The sequence below is a fragment of the Pantoea allii genome (assembly GCF_046529425.1).
Classification (GTDB): Bacteria; Pseudomonadota; Gammaproteobacteria; order Enterobacterales; family Enterobacteriaceae; genus Pantoea; species Pantoea allii.
On record NZ_CP125959.1, the window covers coordinates 188554 to 202569 of the forward strand.

A 14016-nucleotide genomic window follows, 5' to 3' on the forward strand; every position below is an offset into this window, starting at 1 on the left:
AGGCAACTCAATTTTAGGTTAACGTTTTGGAGCAACGATGAGCGATATTATTAACCTGTTTACCAGCCATAAAAGTGAACGCAGCTTTACCGACAAACCCGTCGACGATGCCATCCTGGATCGCATCATCAGCACCGCCTATCGCGCGCCGACTTCTGTTAATTCACAGCAGGTTTCACTGGTCGTCACGCGGGATGCCGGGAAACGTCAGGCGATCTCCCAGATTGCCGGTGGACAGCCGTGGATTGCTAAGGCCCCGGTGTTTATTACCCTGGTGCTCGACATGCATAAATCCCGTATGGCAATGGCGGCAGTAGGCAAAGAGCAGGTTGCTCAGGAAAGTATTGAGAGTATTGATTCTGGCGCTACCGATGTCGGCATTGCGCTGGGAAGTATCATGGCAGCAGCCCGGGCAGAAGGCTTAGGCATCGTGCCCATTGGGGGGATTCGCCGCGATCCTGACGCGATGATCTCACTGCTTAATTTGCCAGAATATACGTTCCCGGTGGCGGGCGTCGTGATTGGGTATGTCGATCAACCCGCATTTCAGAAACCACGCCTGCCGATGCAAACCTTCCGTCATGAAGAAAGCTATCACACCGAAGGTCTGGAGCAGCAAATCGCGGCTTACAATGCTGAAATGGTTCAGCACTGGCAAGCAACCGGGCGTGCGGACGGCGAAAGCTGGAGCGACAGCGTGAGCGGATATTATCAACACATCTATTTCCCCAACGTCCTGCCAGCGCTGCACAAGCAGGGATTCGGTAGCGACAAATAATCTTTACCTGCCCGGGCAATGCCCGGGCGGTTTCCCTGCCAGATCGGCTCGACGTGAGCTAGATGCTGGCCCCGTTTCGTCCCTGGTGTTTGACACGATAGAGCGCTTCATCCGCGCGTTTAATCAACAATCCTGCGCTTTCCGGTCCTTCCCCGGACGCCGAAGACGCCACGCCGGCGCTTAACGTTACGCACCCCGTCTCCAGCCCCGTAGAAGTATGCGGTATAGCTAACGCTCTGACCGCCTCAACCACACTCAGCGCCATCCTTAATGCATCCTCGGCACGGGTATCGGCTAGCACGATGGCAAATTCTTCACCGCCATAACGGGCCGCAATATCGGTCCGACGCTGTGCGAACGTTTTCAGCACACGGCCCACCTGTTGTAAACAGGCGTCACCTGCAACGTGACCGTAGGTGTCGTTGTAGCGTTTGAAATAATCGATATCGAAAAGTATCAACGATACCGGTCCTCCGCTACTGCGTCCGTGCAACAGGCTTTTTTTCAGAAAGTGGTCAAAATAACGACGATTGGCCAGTCCGGTTAGCCCATCGGCGTTGGCCAGATTTTCCAGCGAGTGGTTGGCGGCGGTGAGTTCATCCCTGAGATGGGTTAATTCAATTTGGTAGCGTAAACTGCGCCGGGCTTCATGCCGCATTAACATCCACAGCAGGATGATCGCCATCAGTAACACCAGACTCAGTACCACGCCCTGCACCCTGCTTTCAGCCCAGTGCACGAAAAGCCCTTGTTTATCAAAGCCGGCGGCAACGACGAAAGGATAACGGCTTGAGCTAGCGAAGCCAAAAATGCGCGTTATACCGTCAACTTCAGCCTTCCACTGACCACTACCGCGCTGTGAATTTTCGAGTAACTGATGGAAAAGCGGGCTGGATGAGAGGTTTTTACCAATGTAGCTGTCTGGCAAAGGGCGAGCATAAAGCACAGTGCTGTCTGCCAGCATCAGCGCCAGTAAATCCTTGGGGCCAATGACAAAATAATCATAATAATGGCGAAAGTAATCGACACTCACAGTGGCAAGAAGTACACCACGGAAATCACCGTAGTTATCGCTGACGCGCAAAGAAACAGGGATCACGTAGCGTTCCGAACTGCGGCTACGTAAAGCGGGCCCGACGTGCACGCTGTTACGGGGATTGTTGCGATGGTAGGCAAAATATTCCCGATCGGCGTTATTTGCTGAAGGTGTCTGCGTTAAGGAACTGGCTATCCATTTACCCTGCGCGTCGTAATAAAAGATGCCATCCATCTGAGGCAGACGGCTCTGTAAGGTGCGCATGATGTTATTGATTGCTGAAACATCCACGCCGGTCTCAGTCTGGGACTCAATTTCTCGCTGGACTTCACGCAGTGACAGTTCTGTCTGGAGAAACGTGTCTTCTGCCTGGCGCGCCTGTGCCAGAGAAAGATCGATCGCGCGCTCTTCAGCTAATCGAACCGTCCTTTGCCAGTCCAGGTGAAGCGTCCAGACATTAACAACAATCACGCCAATCGTTAATAAACTCCCCGCCAGGGTAATACTTCTGAGCAGCGGCGAAATGCGCATCATTGCAACATCTTTTTTTCGACGTAATTCCATGCCGGTTTACCATTCTCTCGCTACGGGATAATGCAAAATATCAGAAACAGCATGTTATCAATCACATCCTGACGGAATACTTATATCAGCTGTTTTCAGTTTAGAGTAAAGGAGAGGCTTCAGTATAGCGTTGCGCGCGGTCAGAAATGTGTTCAGAAGGCATGTAGCTGACTGCCGTAATAAGCAGCCGGGTCTTATCCGGGGACCACACCGATGTCACGGCGATTCTCCACGTCCACGGGGACGTGGAGAAAAAGCGACTAGCGTCGGCGACGCCACCACCAAAACAGCAGCAGTACGACCGCCAGCACAGCCACCGCTATGCCTGCGCGGGCTAGCGGCAAGAGTAGTGATGGCTCGCCGCCCTGACGCAGTGATTTCACCCGGTCCGGGGTAATGCGCACCGCACTGTTACCGATATCCTGCATAACATAATTGGTGACGTCAGCAATTTGCGTATCATCCAGCGTATGGGCAAAGCCAATCATACCCTGCCCCTTCGCTGGCCAGACACCGCCAAGCACAGCCATGGCAACGTTATCCGCCGTAGGTTTCTCTAATACCGGATGTTTAGTCAGAGCGGGGAATCCTGTTAAGCCCTGTCCTTCCAGGTTATGGCACGAGGCACAATTATTGCGGTAAACACGCTCGCCATCCGTCATGTCCGATAACATATCTGGCGTATCATCACCGGTTACTGGTGTGAGTCCGCTGGCCGGTTCCTGTACATCTGACTCGGTGTCGGCATCGCTGTCTTCCTGCTCGGCGACAGGCATCAGATAGGTCGCAATCGCATTCCGGTCTTCCGGCGTCATCCTGGAAAAGCTTTTATCGATGGCTTCAAGCATCGGCCCCGCTGCGGTCGCCCCGTTATCGGCGTGACCGCTCGCCAGGTAGGCAGCCAGCGATTCTCGTGACCACTGATCGTCACTCTGTAAGGTATTCGCCGTGATATCCGGCGCAAACCAGGTTCTCAAAGAAGCACCCTGTAGCGATTTGCTCTGTTGCTCCGCCATCAAAAAATTCCGCGGCGTATGGCAGGTGCTGCAGTGGGTTAATCCTTCGACCAGATAAGCGCCACGGTTCCATTCTGCTGACTGGCTGGGATCGGGCCTGAAGGGTTTGGTGTCGAGGAACAGTACATTCCATGCAGCCATACTAAAACGCAGGTTGAACGGAAAGGGCAGCGCGGTTTTTTCCGGCTGTGTGTCAACGGCTTTGACGCCATGCATAAAGTAAGCATAAAGCGCCGAAACATCGCTGTCGCTCACTTTGGCATAAGCAGTGTAAGGCATGGCGGGATAAAGATGGCTGCCATCGGCACGCATGCCCCTGCGTAGCGCATCGGCAAACTGTTTCTCGCTGTAGTCACCTATGCCGGCCGTTTTTGATGGCGTAATATTGGTGCTGAAAATGATCCCTAACGGGCTACTAATGGCATGTCCGCCGCTAAAGGGTGCCTTGCCTTCATCTGTGTGGCAGGCAGCACAATCCCCGGCGACAGCAAGGTATTCACCCCGTTTTATAAGGTCAGTCTGGCTTTCTGCCTGCACACTGCCCTGGGTTGCAGTGAGCATGAGCACCACTAAAGGCAGTAACCGACTTAATCGCTTACCCATGCTGTGTCTCCTGCAAAATCTTGTCAGCGGTGCGCAGCGCAAGCGCCATGGCGGTGAGCGTAACATTACAGGTACCAACCGTTGGCATCACGCCGGTACCGACCATGAACAGGTTTTCATGATCGTGCGCCCGTCCCCAGGCATCAGTTACGCTGGTGGCGGGATCGTGCCCCATCGACAGGGTGCCGGTGATATGTTGGCGATTGGAGAATTTGCCGCTTTTGCTGTGCTGGATATTGGTTGCGCCAAGCCTGGCCGCTATCGCGTCATAGCACTCACGCGTTTTTTCTGTGCCTTTCTGCACATAGTCATCCACATCCCAGAACAACGCAGGTGTGGGTAATCCCAATGCATCTTTATTGCGGCTTAAGGTCACGCGATTGTCAGGATTGGGGAGCTGCTCCAGCGCATTTTTAATGCTAAGACGGCGTGCCGCACGGAAACGGACTTGCTCCTGGAGTTTTTTACCAAAGTATCCCTCTTCCAGCACTTCTTTTGTCACCGCCGCCACCTGCGAGGCATTGGAGATATCCAGACGGAATGGCGCATGTTCGCGGCGGAATTCGCCGTCTCTGAACTGACCAATCGAGCACGGGCTGACAGGGCCACGTCCCGGCCAGATCTCCTCATCTACGTCGAAGGTGACGCCAATCGCGGGATGATCGCAGAGATGACGCCCGACAGTATCCCGGGCATTGGCAATTCCCTGCGGAAATTTATCGCTGGTGGACATCAGTAACAGCTTCGGCGTTTCAATCGCGTTGGCCGCGAGGACAAATGTCTGCGCCGTGATGCGATGGCTGGTTTTATTCCAGTCATAATAGTTCGCGGCAACAATCCTGCCCTGCGCATCGTGTACAAGCTGATAAACCACCGCTTCGGTAATGACCTGGACGCCGCTGTCTTCTGCCTGTTGGGCGGCCAGCCCACCATGATACTGCGCATCAATCGGGCACAACGGCATACAGTTATTGTTGCCGCAGCAGGCTGGTCGACCATCATAACTACGGCTGTTGCGCCCCGTGCTGTCATCCAGCACGGTGAAATCTGGCGCGAGCCGTGCCGTTACACGCTGCTGTAGCCATGACGCCGGTACGCGCTCCATCGGGAAAGGCTTGCTACGTGGCGATCCGTTATCCGGCGATCCCCCGACGCCAGCAATAACTTCAGCCTCATAGTAATAGGGTTCCAGATCCTGATAGCCAATCGGCCAGTCTTTTCCCACGCCATAACGTGTGTATTGCTGGAAATCATTGGGCACAAAGCGCCACAGTTGGGCAGCCCAGTGCCAGCTGGTGCCACCAAAGATGCGGATGTACTGTGCATTAAACGCCTGCGGGCCTAATTGCTGCAGATAGTCGTTGGGTTCAGGCGTATATCGCGGCTGCGGCGCCATGGGCGAAAAGGGATAAGGCGACATAAAGTCAGACTTAAAGGCGGAGCTACGGAAGCGCTCGACCAGCTCATCCCGGCCGACTTTCGGCCCGGACTCAAGTAATACAACGGTTTTACCGGCTTTAGCCAATCGGGTAGCCAGCAATGCGCCATTCACGCCCGCGCCAATCACGACGACATCAGCCGACTCATTCTTCTTCATTGATGACATTACTCTTAAAAAGGATCACGGTTGACTCGCCCAACTGCCACAGACGCCATATGAGAAGCTCGGCGGAACCAGTTTGTCATTGACGACCTGATTCGCAAGGGTGTTGATGTAGGTGATGTATCGCGCATTTTTACCTTTCCCCACCACCCCGGTGTACCAACCGCTAAGAATGGCGCCCGCCAGCTTCGCACAGCCCGCATCGCTCTCGGCAAACTGCAAACGTTCCTGTTGCAACAGATCGGTCTGACGCGTCAGCAGGTTACTTAAATGTACCAGTGCAGCCGAGAAATTCTTTTGCGTCTGGCTTAAGGTGTCATAGAGCGCACTGCCCACGGTTTCGTTAAGCTCATCCCGCTGTGTGAGTTGCTGAGAAACCTGCATGAAAACGTCCAGCTCATCAGCCTGGGCGTCCGGTTGGGCGGCATTAAGGCGAGCCAGGGGGAGCAGATGTCCGGCGGCGCTGGTCACAGCCACCAGTCCGACCATCTTCAGCACGCGTCGGCGTGAATAGTGATTCATGATATCTTCCAGTAAAAGCCGCCTGTCGCTGGCAGCAAATCAGTCTGCGGAATAAGGGTTATGATGAGGGTAGTGTCCATGATGTCAGACATGTCGCCGCCGGGGTTAAGAGCGAAAGCCTGACGCGTTCGCGCCTGAACCTGCGCGTAAGAGAAAATCAACTGAGGTTGCAGAATCACGTCATCCGATTCTCTCCATGCCTGCGAATCATGGACGTCTCTTTTTTAATAATCCACTGGTAATTAACCAAATCATAACAATCTGCAGAGGATAAACCTGATAGTTGTTTGGGTTATAAATATATTAAATCGATATTAAACAAATTTGATACAAAGCGGAACTCACCCGCAGGACCGGCCATGCTGCACGGCATCACGATCTCCGCTTAGCCCGTCAGCCTGTCCTGAGGCAATTGCCTCTGGGGCTGGCTGAAGTAAACTGCTCTTCTGTCCTACTGTAGCGGCAGAATTTCTCAAGGAAACGGAGTTGATAATGCCCCCTTTGCGTTTACTGTTATCAGAATCGAACGATCCCTGGTTCAACCTGGCGGTGGAGGAGTGTATTTTTCGCCAGATGCCGGCAAGCCAGCGGGTACTGTTTTTGTGGCGAAATGCAGAAACCGTGGTGATTGGTCGGGCACAAAACCCGTGGAAAGAGTGTAATACGCGTCGAATGGCAGAGGATGGCATCAAACTGGCGCGGCGCAGCAGCGGGGGCGGAGCGGTATTCCATGACCTGGGAAACTGCTGCTTTACATTTATGGCGGGCAAACCCGAGTATGACAAAAGTGTCTCAACCGCCATCATCCTGCAGGCACTGGCAAAGCTGGGCGTGAATGCCCAGGCGTCCGGACGCAACGACCTGGTGATCGATACGGATGAAGGCGTGCGCAAAATTTCCGGTTCGGCTTATCGTGAAACTCCCGATCGTGGCTTCCATCATGGCACAATCCTGATGAATGCCGATCTGTCACGCCTGGCAAATTATCTCAATCCGGATAGCAAAAAATTACAGGCTAAAGGGATCGCCTCGGTACGTGCACGCGTAACCAATCTGCAAACCCTGGTTCCCGATATTCGCTACGAACATATCTGCCACGCTATCACTGAAGCCTGTTTTGAACATTTTGCCACGCGCTGTGAACCCGAGCACATCTCACCCGACCGGCTGCCCGACCTGCCCGGCTTTGAACAACAGTTTGCCCGGCAAAGCAGTTGGGAATGGAATTTTGGTCAGGCGCCGGACTTTTCACACGTACTGGATAATCGTTTCGTCTGGGGCGGTGTGGAAATCCATTTTGACGTTGAGCGCGGCACGATTAGCCGCTGCCAGATTTTCAGTGACAGCCTGAATCCTGCGCCTCTGGAAATGCTGGCCTCGCGCTTACAGGGGGCAGCCTATCAACCTGATGTGATGGCGCAGCACATTGAAGCGTTAAAAGCGGAATACCCACTGCAGCAACATGAACTGGACGAACTGACGCCATGGCTGGTGGCAAGCGTCAGTTAACAGGTGATGCGCGGCTGCCTTTGCCAAAGCCCGCCAGCATGTGGGCAACGACAGGCGACGTTACTGCCGTGCCGTTGCCCCTTTCGCGCTTAGCTTCCTGTATTCACGCGCTGACCTATATCCTTGAGTTGCGAGTATTTTTCAAGCAGGCGCGGCCCGTCATCCAGGCTCATTGCGAACATCCACAGATAGGTCATCACGGAATAGATATGTCCTGCATCACCAATCCCTTTTCGGGTCATGGCGAGGATCGTAAAGGCAAACAGCAGCGCCGCAGCCGTACCGATGGTCAAAAAACCCAGCGCCTCACGATCGGAGAGTCCAATGCGTAATCGCGCCAGCACAGCGTAGTGCTTCGCCAGTGTGGGTGCCTGCGCCATCGTCACCAGACTCACCTCTTTTTCAAGCCGGTTATTCAGACGACCAAACAACGCCTCATTCTTGCGTGAGAAGCCGGGTAAAAAACAGGCAAGAACCAACAAAATGATCACACAGCCCACGCCGGTCCAGAATTCAATCACCAGCAGCATGATGGCTGCGCCGCTGATCGATGCCAGAGAAGTGATCAGCATGGGCAGATGAAGTTCGAAAAAATCAACAAACTCACGTGACAACGTCACACGAGCGGCAACCGTTGACGCATTATGCTTTTCGTGACGCTGCGCCACGATAACCGGCACCGCCAGTTCGGCATAAATACGGGCGAAGGTGCGGGTATCGACGCTGCGTCTTGCGGCTCCGATGACCCACATCGTAAATACCATGACCGCATAGAGCACAGCATAGAGCGCCTGCCCGGTGACAATGGCGTTTATGGCAAACCCGGCTAATAGCGGATAAAGCAGGTAGGTGACGTTTTCTGCCACGACTAAAAGCAGAGTGAGCGCGAGCTTTTTATTGTGACGTCGACCTAACCTCTTTAAGGTCGCGATAGCGTTTGGTGGTGCGAGATCCGGTGGTGTCGTTCGGGAAGAACACATGATTTTCTTTTCTTAAACGGTTAGAATTGAGCGAATGCTCAAGTGCCAGCGCATCGTATTTGAGCGTTTGCTCAAAGTCAATTCGGGAGTGATGATGAAAGCACCAATGGCAACATCTGGGGAAACCTTGAAAGAAAAAATCCTCACAGGCGCCGTCGCGCTTTTTATCGAAAAAGGCATTGAGAAAGCCACGACGCGGGAATTAACGGAATCGCTGGGTATATCGCGTAGCCATATTTATCACTATTTCCCTGACTGGCATACGCTTACCTTAACCGCGCTGGAACACTTCATGCAGCGCGAGTTAGAGGAATTTACCGCTGAACTGGCCGGCCTGGAACCTGAGCAGCAACTACACTGTATGATTGAAGGCCATATACCTGATACTTCAGATTCGGTCTGGCGGCTCTATGCTTCTTTCTGGCAGATGGCAGCGCATAACGCCGATTATGCAGACTTAGCCGACAAGATTACGGCGGGCTGGGATGCGTTGCTCTGTGACATTATTCGTGCTGGCGTTGCACAGGGTTGTTTTCATACGGATGATGTCGCGCGCAGCGCGCGCCAACTCAATGCCATGCTTAATGGCTATGCTGATATGTTGAGCATTAAATCTTCGCCAGAAAAAATTGAGCAGGTCATGGCCGACATTAATCACTTTATACAATTTATGCGTTAACGGAGCGGGAAGGACGCAAAGCGTCTTTTTCTCGCGTATTGGCTTTAATGGAATGTTAAATAGAAGTTATACGAATATTCATTCTTAGCTTTTTAGTGTGTCATTCAGATGGCGTGCGTTTTACATTTTGTTGGTTGATTAATCTCAAATTTTATCGCTTATCTGTCCTGAAATGCTTGCTAACACACTTTATTTTTCGCTGGCAGATTCTCACGGGAATGCGGTAAGCAGGTGTTTTTAGGCGCTTTATTGTTTACTCATTTTAACATAAGCGGTTTACCTCGCTTCCCTTTTCGGGCTAAGTCGCTGGTTTATAAAGTAAATACATCCACAAATCCTTATAAAATTAATCATTGAGTCCTGTGTTAAAAAACCCTATATTGGCCGCGTTTTTAACACCAGCTCTAAATTTTATTCACTTATCCAACTGCAGCGTGATGCCACGCCCGGTTGTAGGAGAGATATGATGACGGATAAAGTCCGTATTGATAGTTTGAATGCGAATACATTAAACGGTAACAATGAGACTTATCTGGCCCGCCAGGCCGAGTTTGAATCAAATGTTCGAAGTTATCCGCGTAAATTACCGTTAGCGATTGCGAAAGCTAATGGTGTCTGGATCACAGACGTCGAGAACAAACAGTATCTTGACTGTCTTGCCGGTGCCGGAACGCTTGCGTTAGGTCATAATCACCCTGACGTACTGCAAAGCATCCAAAATGTCATTACCAGCGGCTTGCCGTTACATACTCTGGATCTGACCACGCCATTAAAAGATGCGTTCTCAGAATATCTGCTCTCCCTGTTACCGGGTCAGGGCAAAGAATATTGCCTGCAATTCACCGGGCCTTCCGGCGCAGATGCGGTCGAAGCGGCGCTCAAGCTGGCGAAGAAACACACCGGCCGTTCAGGTGTGATCAGCTTCTCCGGCGGTTATCACGGCATGACGCACGGTGCACTGGCTGTTACCGGCAACCTGTCACCTAAAGAAGCCGTCAATGGCATGATGCCAGAAGTCCAGTTTATGCCTTACCCGCATCTGTACCGCTGCCCGCTGGGCATTGGTGGTGACGCCGGTGTGAAAGCCCTGACCTACTACTTCGAAAACCTGATCAACGATGTTGAAAGTGGTGTCCGTAAACCTGCTGCTGTGATTCTCGAAGCGGTTCAGGGTGAAGGCGGCGTGAATCCGGCACCGGCTGAATGGCTGCAACGCATCCGTAAAGTGACGCAGGAGCACGGTATCCTGCTGATTCTGGATGAAGTTCAGGCAGGATTTGCCCGTACCGGTAAATTCTTCGCGTTTGAGCATGCCGGCATTGAGCCCGATATTATCGTGATGTCAAAAGCGGTAGGCGGCGGTTTACCGTTAGCCGTGCTGGGGATCAAAAAGCAGTTTGATGCCTGGTCACCGGGCCATCATACCGGCACGTTCCGTGGCAACCAGCTGGCGATGGCGACGGGCCTGACAACGCTGAAGCTGCTGAAAGAAAACAATATCGCTGACAGCGTCGCGAAAAAAGGTGAGTGGCTGAAAGGCAAACTTGGCGAACTGCAGCAACGCTATCCGGCCATCGGTAACGTGCGTGGTCTTGGCCTGATGCTCGGTATTGAAATGGTCAAGCCAAACGACGCGCAGGATCATATGGGCTGCTACCCGGCTGACGGTGATTTATCCGCTCTCGTTCAGAAAAAATGCTTCGAAAATGGCCTGATCCTTGAGCGCGGTGGACGCCACGGCAGCGTATTACGTCTGCTGCCTTCCCTGCTGATCAATCATGATGAAATGCAGGTCTTCCTGGATAAATTTGAAAGCGCCCTGCTTGCCGCTGGCGTCGAAGCAGTTTGAGTGGAGTAAAGTCGATGTCACGGTCAAATCCAATTCTGGCGTCCTCAGTGCAAAGCACTGAGGCTTACCAGCAGGCTATCGCACAAAGCAGTGCGGCAGTCGTTAAGTGGCTGGAACAGCCTGAGATGTATCAGGGTAAAACGGTTGCAGAACTGCGCGAACGCATCAAGCTGGACTTTAATCCAGAGGGCCTGGGCAACCAGGTCGCCATCGAACGCGCGATTGAGTATTTCCTGAAAGACAGCCTGTCGGTGCATCATCCGCAGTGTGTTGCGCATTTGCATTGCCCTAGTCTGGTGATTAGCCAGGCGGCTGAAGTGCTGATTAACGCCACGAACCAGAGTATGGATTCGTGGGATCAGGCACCCTCTGCCACCCTCATTGAAATGAAGCTGATCGAATGGCTGCGTTCCCAGGTTGGCTATCAGGCGGGCGATGCCGGCGTGTTCACCAGCGGCGGAACCCAAAGCAATCTGATGGGTTTGATGCTGGCGCGTGACGCGTTCTTTGCCCGTCAGGGTCATTCTGTACAGCAGGACGGTCTGACTGGCGATCTCAGAAAGATCAAAGTCTTTTGTTCAGAGAATGCCCACTTCTCAGTGCAAAAGAACATGGCGCTGCTCGGCTTAGGCTACCAGTCCGTGACGTTGGTGAAATGCGATGCGTTTGCACGCATGGACATGACCGATCTGGCGGAGAAACTGGCACAGGCCAGGGCCAACAACGAACAGGTGCTGGCCATTGTCGCGACGGCAGGCACCACCGATGCCGGTGCCATCGATCCGCTGCGTGATATCGTCAAACTGGCCGCAGAACAACAAATCTGGGTGCACGTTGACGCGGCCTGGGGCGGCGCGCTGCTGCTGTCAGAGAAATATCGTCATTATCTGGATGGCCTGGACCTGGTGGATTCCGTGACGCTGGACTTCCACAAACAGTTTTTCCAGACCATCAGCTGCGGGGCGTTCCTGTTAAAAGAAGCCCGTCACTACGAGTTGATGCGCTATCAGGCTGCGTACCTGAACTCTGAGTTTGATGAAGCGCAGGGCGTGCCAAATCTGGTCTCAAAATCGTTGCAGACCACCCGCCGTTTCGATGCGTTGAAACTGTGGATGGGGCTGGAAGCCCTCGGCCAGAAACAGTATGCCGAGATTATCGATCATGGCGTAACCCTGGCACAGCAGGTCGCTCAGTTTATTGAACAGCAAGATGCGCTGGAGTTGGTAATGAAACCACAGCTGGCGAGCGTCCTGTTCCGTTATCGTCCACAGCCGCTAACGGGCTGGAGCGATGCAGACGTTGCCCTGTTCAATCAGCGTATTGGTGATGCGTTGCTGGAATCGGGTCGCGCCAACGTTGGCGTAACCGAGCACAACGGTGTGACCTGTTTGAAAATGACGTTGTTGAATCCAACGGTCACGCTGGAGGATATCACTGTCCTGCTGGCGCTGCTGGAGAAAACCGCCGAGTCATTGCGCTAAGTGCGATAACCATCCGGTGACAGTGTCACCGGACGGTTGCTTTCTGCCAGACCTGCCTACTGCCATTATCGCCTTACCAACTGTCGCCGATATTAAAGTGGCATTTCCCCTGGTACCTGTTCCATTTTACTGGCTGACAACCGTGGCGTCGTCTGCTGTGTGCTCAGGAGACAACACGCTCATCCTGCATTGCAGCCCTCATGGACGTCCTGCAGGGTAAACCGTCTTCCCCTCGGTCTTTTTCAAAGCGAAGAGCCAGCAAGATGCCGATAATGTGTATTCCTTTCCAGGCCCTGCCATCGGGAAAAACGCGCCAGGTCAATGCTCACCATCGCTGACGTCAATCATCTCTGAAACGCACCTGAAACAGTTCTGTTAACGCAGGAAGCACGTTATAGCACTGCGAAAAAACGCCATCCTCTAACCACTTCACGCAGCGATCTCTGTGGCCGAAAACAGCGAGTACTTCCGACCAACAAAGGATACTGTCCGTCTGTTAATTAGCGGAGGATGAAATGAAATACCGAATCTCAGGCCTGAAAGCCGATCCCTTTATCCATCTTTATGGACAGGATGAAGGCTATTTAAAACAACATGGGGTGATAAGAAAAAAGGTCGATAGTCATCCTGGCTATCCCGACAGAATTTCCCTGCGCGATATCCCGGCAGGCGAAACCGCGCTACTGATTAATCATCTCTATCAGCCCGCCCAAACGCCCTATTTTGGTTCTCATGCGATCTATCTTTGGGAAAACTGGACCCAGCAGGGAATTTACACAGATGAAATACCTGCGGTCATGACGCACCGGCTGCTTTCGTTACGGGGTTTTGATGCGCATGATTATCTGACACAAGCAGACGTCTGTGAAGGAAGCGCCGCAGACGAGATGATAATGCGTTTTTTTGCCAACCCGGCGGTCTGTTATATCCAGGTGCACAATGCAAAACAGGGATGTTATTCCTGTCTGGTTGAGCGCATTACGTAACCTCTTTACCGCATCCGTGCAGCAGATCTTCAGGGCAAGCAGGGTTTATGTTCAGTAAACACTTGCGCCATGCAACGCCATCCCGCAGGATCAAGGTTTGACAGCATTAAGCGGAAAGACGATGAACGTTCACGCCTCTAAAGATCCCCTGCATGGCATTACGCTTGAAATGCAGGTCAACAGCCTGGTCGAACAGTATGGCTGGCCTGAACTGAGCAAGCGTATCAATATTAACTGTTTTAAAAGCGATCCCAGCGTAAAGTCCAGCCTGAAGTTTTTGCGCCGAACGCCCTGGGCGCGTGCCGAAGTGGAAGCGCTCTATCTGGCTTCATTGAGTGAATCTGAGCCGGATTCTGCGCCCCCAGCCACTGATGATCCCTGGGCTAACTGGCGCGGCGATAAAACCTGAT

Annotated in this window: 12 protein-coding genes; 7 read left to right on the top strand and 5 right to left on the bottom strand. The window is 52.9% G+C overall.

Translation table 11 applies throughout. The features are described from left to right. The first annotated feature begins 37 nt into the window (after positions 1-37). Positions 38-778 (top strand): nitroreductase family protein, encoded by a 741-nt coding sequence (locus tag QNH99_RS22250; protein WP_410517718.1) that lies wholly within the window; start codon positions 38-40, stop codon positions 776-778. A 58-nt stretch (positions 779-836) separates the two neighbouring features. On the opposite strand, the gene QNH99_RS22255 is transcribed toward QNH99_RS22250, so the two are convergent. From QNH99_RS22255 to QNH99_RS22270, 4 genes are all read right to left on the bottom strand, one after another. Continuing rightward, positions 837-2378, bottom strand: a complete 1542-nt coding sequence (locus QNH99_RS22255; RefSeq protein WP_063877061.1) for a sensor domain-containing diguanylate cyclase — start codon at positions 2376-2378, stop codon at positions 837-839. Between the two features lie 260 nt (positions 2379-2638). Then, a complete protein-coding gene (locus QNH99_RS22260) occupies positions 2639-3997 on the bottom strand; it encodes a c-type cytochrome (RefSeq protein WP_410517719.1) in 1359 nt (452 codons plus the stop codon). Next, the gene (locus QNH99_RS22265; protein WP_410517720.1) at positions 3990-5594 is read right to left on the bottom strand and encodes a GMC family oxidoreductase; all 1605 of its coding nucleotides are present in this window, start codon (positions 5592-5594) and stop codon (positions 3990-3992) included. Before QNH99_RS22265 ends, QNH99_RS22260 begins: the two co-directional genes overlap by 8 nt. Before the next feature lie 24 nt (positions 5595-5618). Further along, the gene (locus QNH99_RS22270) at positions 5619-6122 is read right to left on the bottom strand and encodes a sugar dehydrogenase complex small subunit (protein WP_063877058.1); all 504 of its coding nucleotides are present in this window, start codon (positions 6120-6122) and stop codon (positions 5619-5621) included. Between the two features lie 492 nt (positions 6123-6614). Between QNH99_RS22270 and QNH99_RS22275 the strand changes: the two genes are divergently transcribed. After that, the gene (locus tag QNH99_RS22275) at positions 6615-7631 is read left to right on the top strand and encodes a lipoate--protein ligase A (protein WP_256852870.1); all 1017 of its coding nucleotides are present in this window, start codon (positions 6615-6617) and stop codon (positions 7629-7631) included. An 89-nt stretch (positions 7632-7720) separates the two neighbouring features. Here the strand turns inward: QNH99_RS22275 and QNH99_RS22280 are convergent, their stop codons facing one another. After that, entirely contained in the window at positions 7721-8611 is an 891-nt protein-coding gene (locus QNH99_RS22280; protein WP_283378511.1) for an ABC transporter six-transmembrane domain-containing protein, read from the bottom strand. 94 nt (positions 8612-8705) lie between these two features. Here QNH99_RS22280 and QNH99_RS22285 point away from each other — a divergent pair, with 94 nt between their 5' ends. The 5 genes from QNH99_RS22285 (at position 8706) to QNH99_RS22305 (ending at position 14015) form a co-directional block, all read left to right on the top strand. Then, positions 8706-9290 (top strand): TetR/AcrR family transcriptional regulator, encoded by a 585-nt coding sequence (locus QNH99_RS22285; RefSeq protein WP_096011547.1) that lies wholly within the window; start codon positions 8706-8708, stop codon positions 9288-9290. 466 nt (positions 9291-9756) lie between these two features. After that, positions 9757-11139, top strand: coding sequence for a diaminobutyrate--2-oxoglutarate transaminase (locus tag QNH99_RS22290; protein ID WP_172896980.1), 1383 nt, complete (start codon positions 9757-9759; stop codon positions 11137-11139). Between the two features lie 14 nt (positions 11140-11153). Further along, a complete protein-coding gene (locus QNH99_RS22295; RefSeq protein ID WP_145394326.1) occupies positions 11154-12620 on the top strand; it encodes a pyridoxal phosphate-dependent decarboxylase family protein in 1467 nt (488 codons plus the stop codon). 515 nt (positions 12621-13135) lie between these two features. Beyond that, complete coding sequence (locus tag QNH99_RS22300; RefSeq protein WP_410517721.1) at positions 13136-13606, top strand: DUF1203 domain-containing protein; 471 nt, start codon at positions 13136-13138, stop codon at positions 13604-13606. Positions 13607-13727: 121 nt separating this feature from the next. Further along, entirely contained in the window at positions 13728-14015 is a 288-nt protein-coding gene (locus QNH99_RS22305) for a VF530 family DNA-binding protein (RefSeq protein WP_063877050.1), read from the top strand. Position 14016: the final 1 nt, after the last annotated feature.

Excerpts from the sequence above, each read along its gene's own strand:
- QNH99_RS22280 (WP_283378511.1), bottom strand. The coding sequence starts at position 8,611 with ATGTGTTCTTCCCGAACGACACCACCGGATCTCGCACCACCAAACGCT.
- QNH99_RS22300 (WP_410517721.1), top strand. The coding sequence starts at position 13,136 with ATGAAATACCGAATCTCAGGCCTGAAAGCCGATCCCTTTATCCATCTT.
- QNH99_RS22275 (WP_256852870.1), top strand. The coding sequence starts at position 6,615 with ATGCCCCCTTTGCGTTTACTGTTATCAGAATCGAACGATCCCTGGTTC.
- QNH99_RS22285 (WP_096011547.1), top strand. The coding sequence starts at position 8,706 with ATGAAAGCACCAATGGCAACATCTGGGGAAACCTTGAAAGAAAAAATC.
- QNH99_RS22290 (WP_172896980.1), top strand. The coding sequence starts at position 9,757 with ATGACGGATAAAGTCCGTATTGATAGTTTGAATGCGAATACATTAAAC.
- QNH99_RS22270 (WP_063877058.1), bottom strand. The coding sequence starts at position 6,122 with ATGAATCACTATTCACGCCGACGCGTGCTGAAGATGGTCGGACTGGTG.
- QNH99_RS22255 (WP_063877061.1), bottom strand. The coding sequence starts at position 2,378 with ATGGAATTACGTCGAAAAAAAGATGTTGCAATGATGCGCATTTCGCCG.
- QNH99_RS22265 (WP_410517720.1), bottom strand. The coding sequence starts at position 5,594 with ATGAAGAAGAATGAGTCGGCTGATGTCGTCGTGATTGGCGCGGGCGTG.
- QNH99_RS22305 (WP_063877050.1), top strand. The coding sequence starts at position 13,728 with ATGAACGTTCACGCCTCTAAAGATCCCCTGCATGGCATTACGCTTGAA.
- QNH99_RS22250 (WP_410517718.1), top strand. The coding sequence starts at position 38 with ATGAGCGATATTATTAACCTGTTTACCAGCCATAAAAGTGAACGCAGC.
- QNH99_RS22260 (WP_410517719.1), bottom strand. The coding sequence starts at position 3,997 with ATGGGTAAGCGATTAAGTCGGTTACTGCCTTTAGTGGTGCTCATGCTC.
- QNH99_RS22295 (WP_145394326.1), top strand. The coding sequence starts at position 11,154 with ATGTCACGGTCAAATCCAATTCTGGCGTCCTCAGTGCAAAGCACTGAG.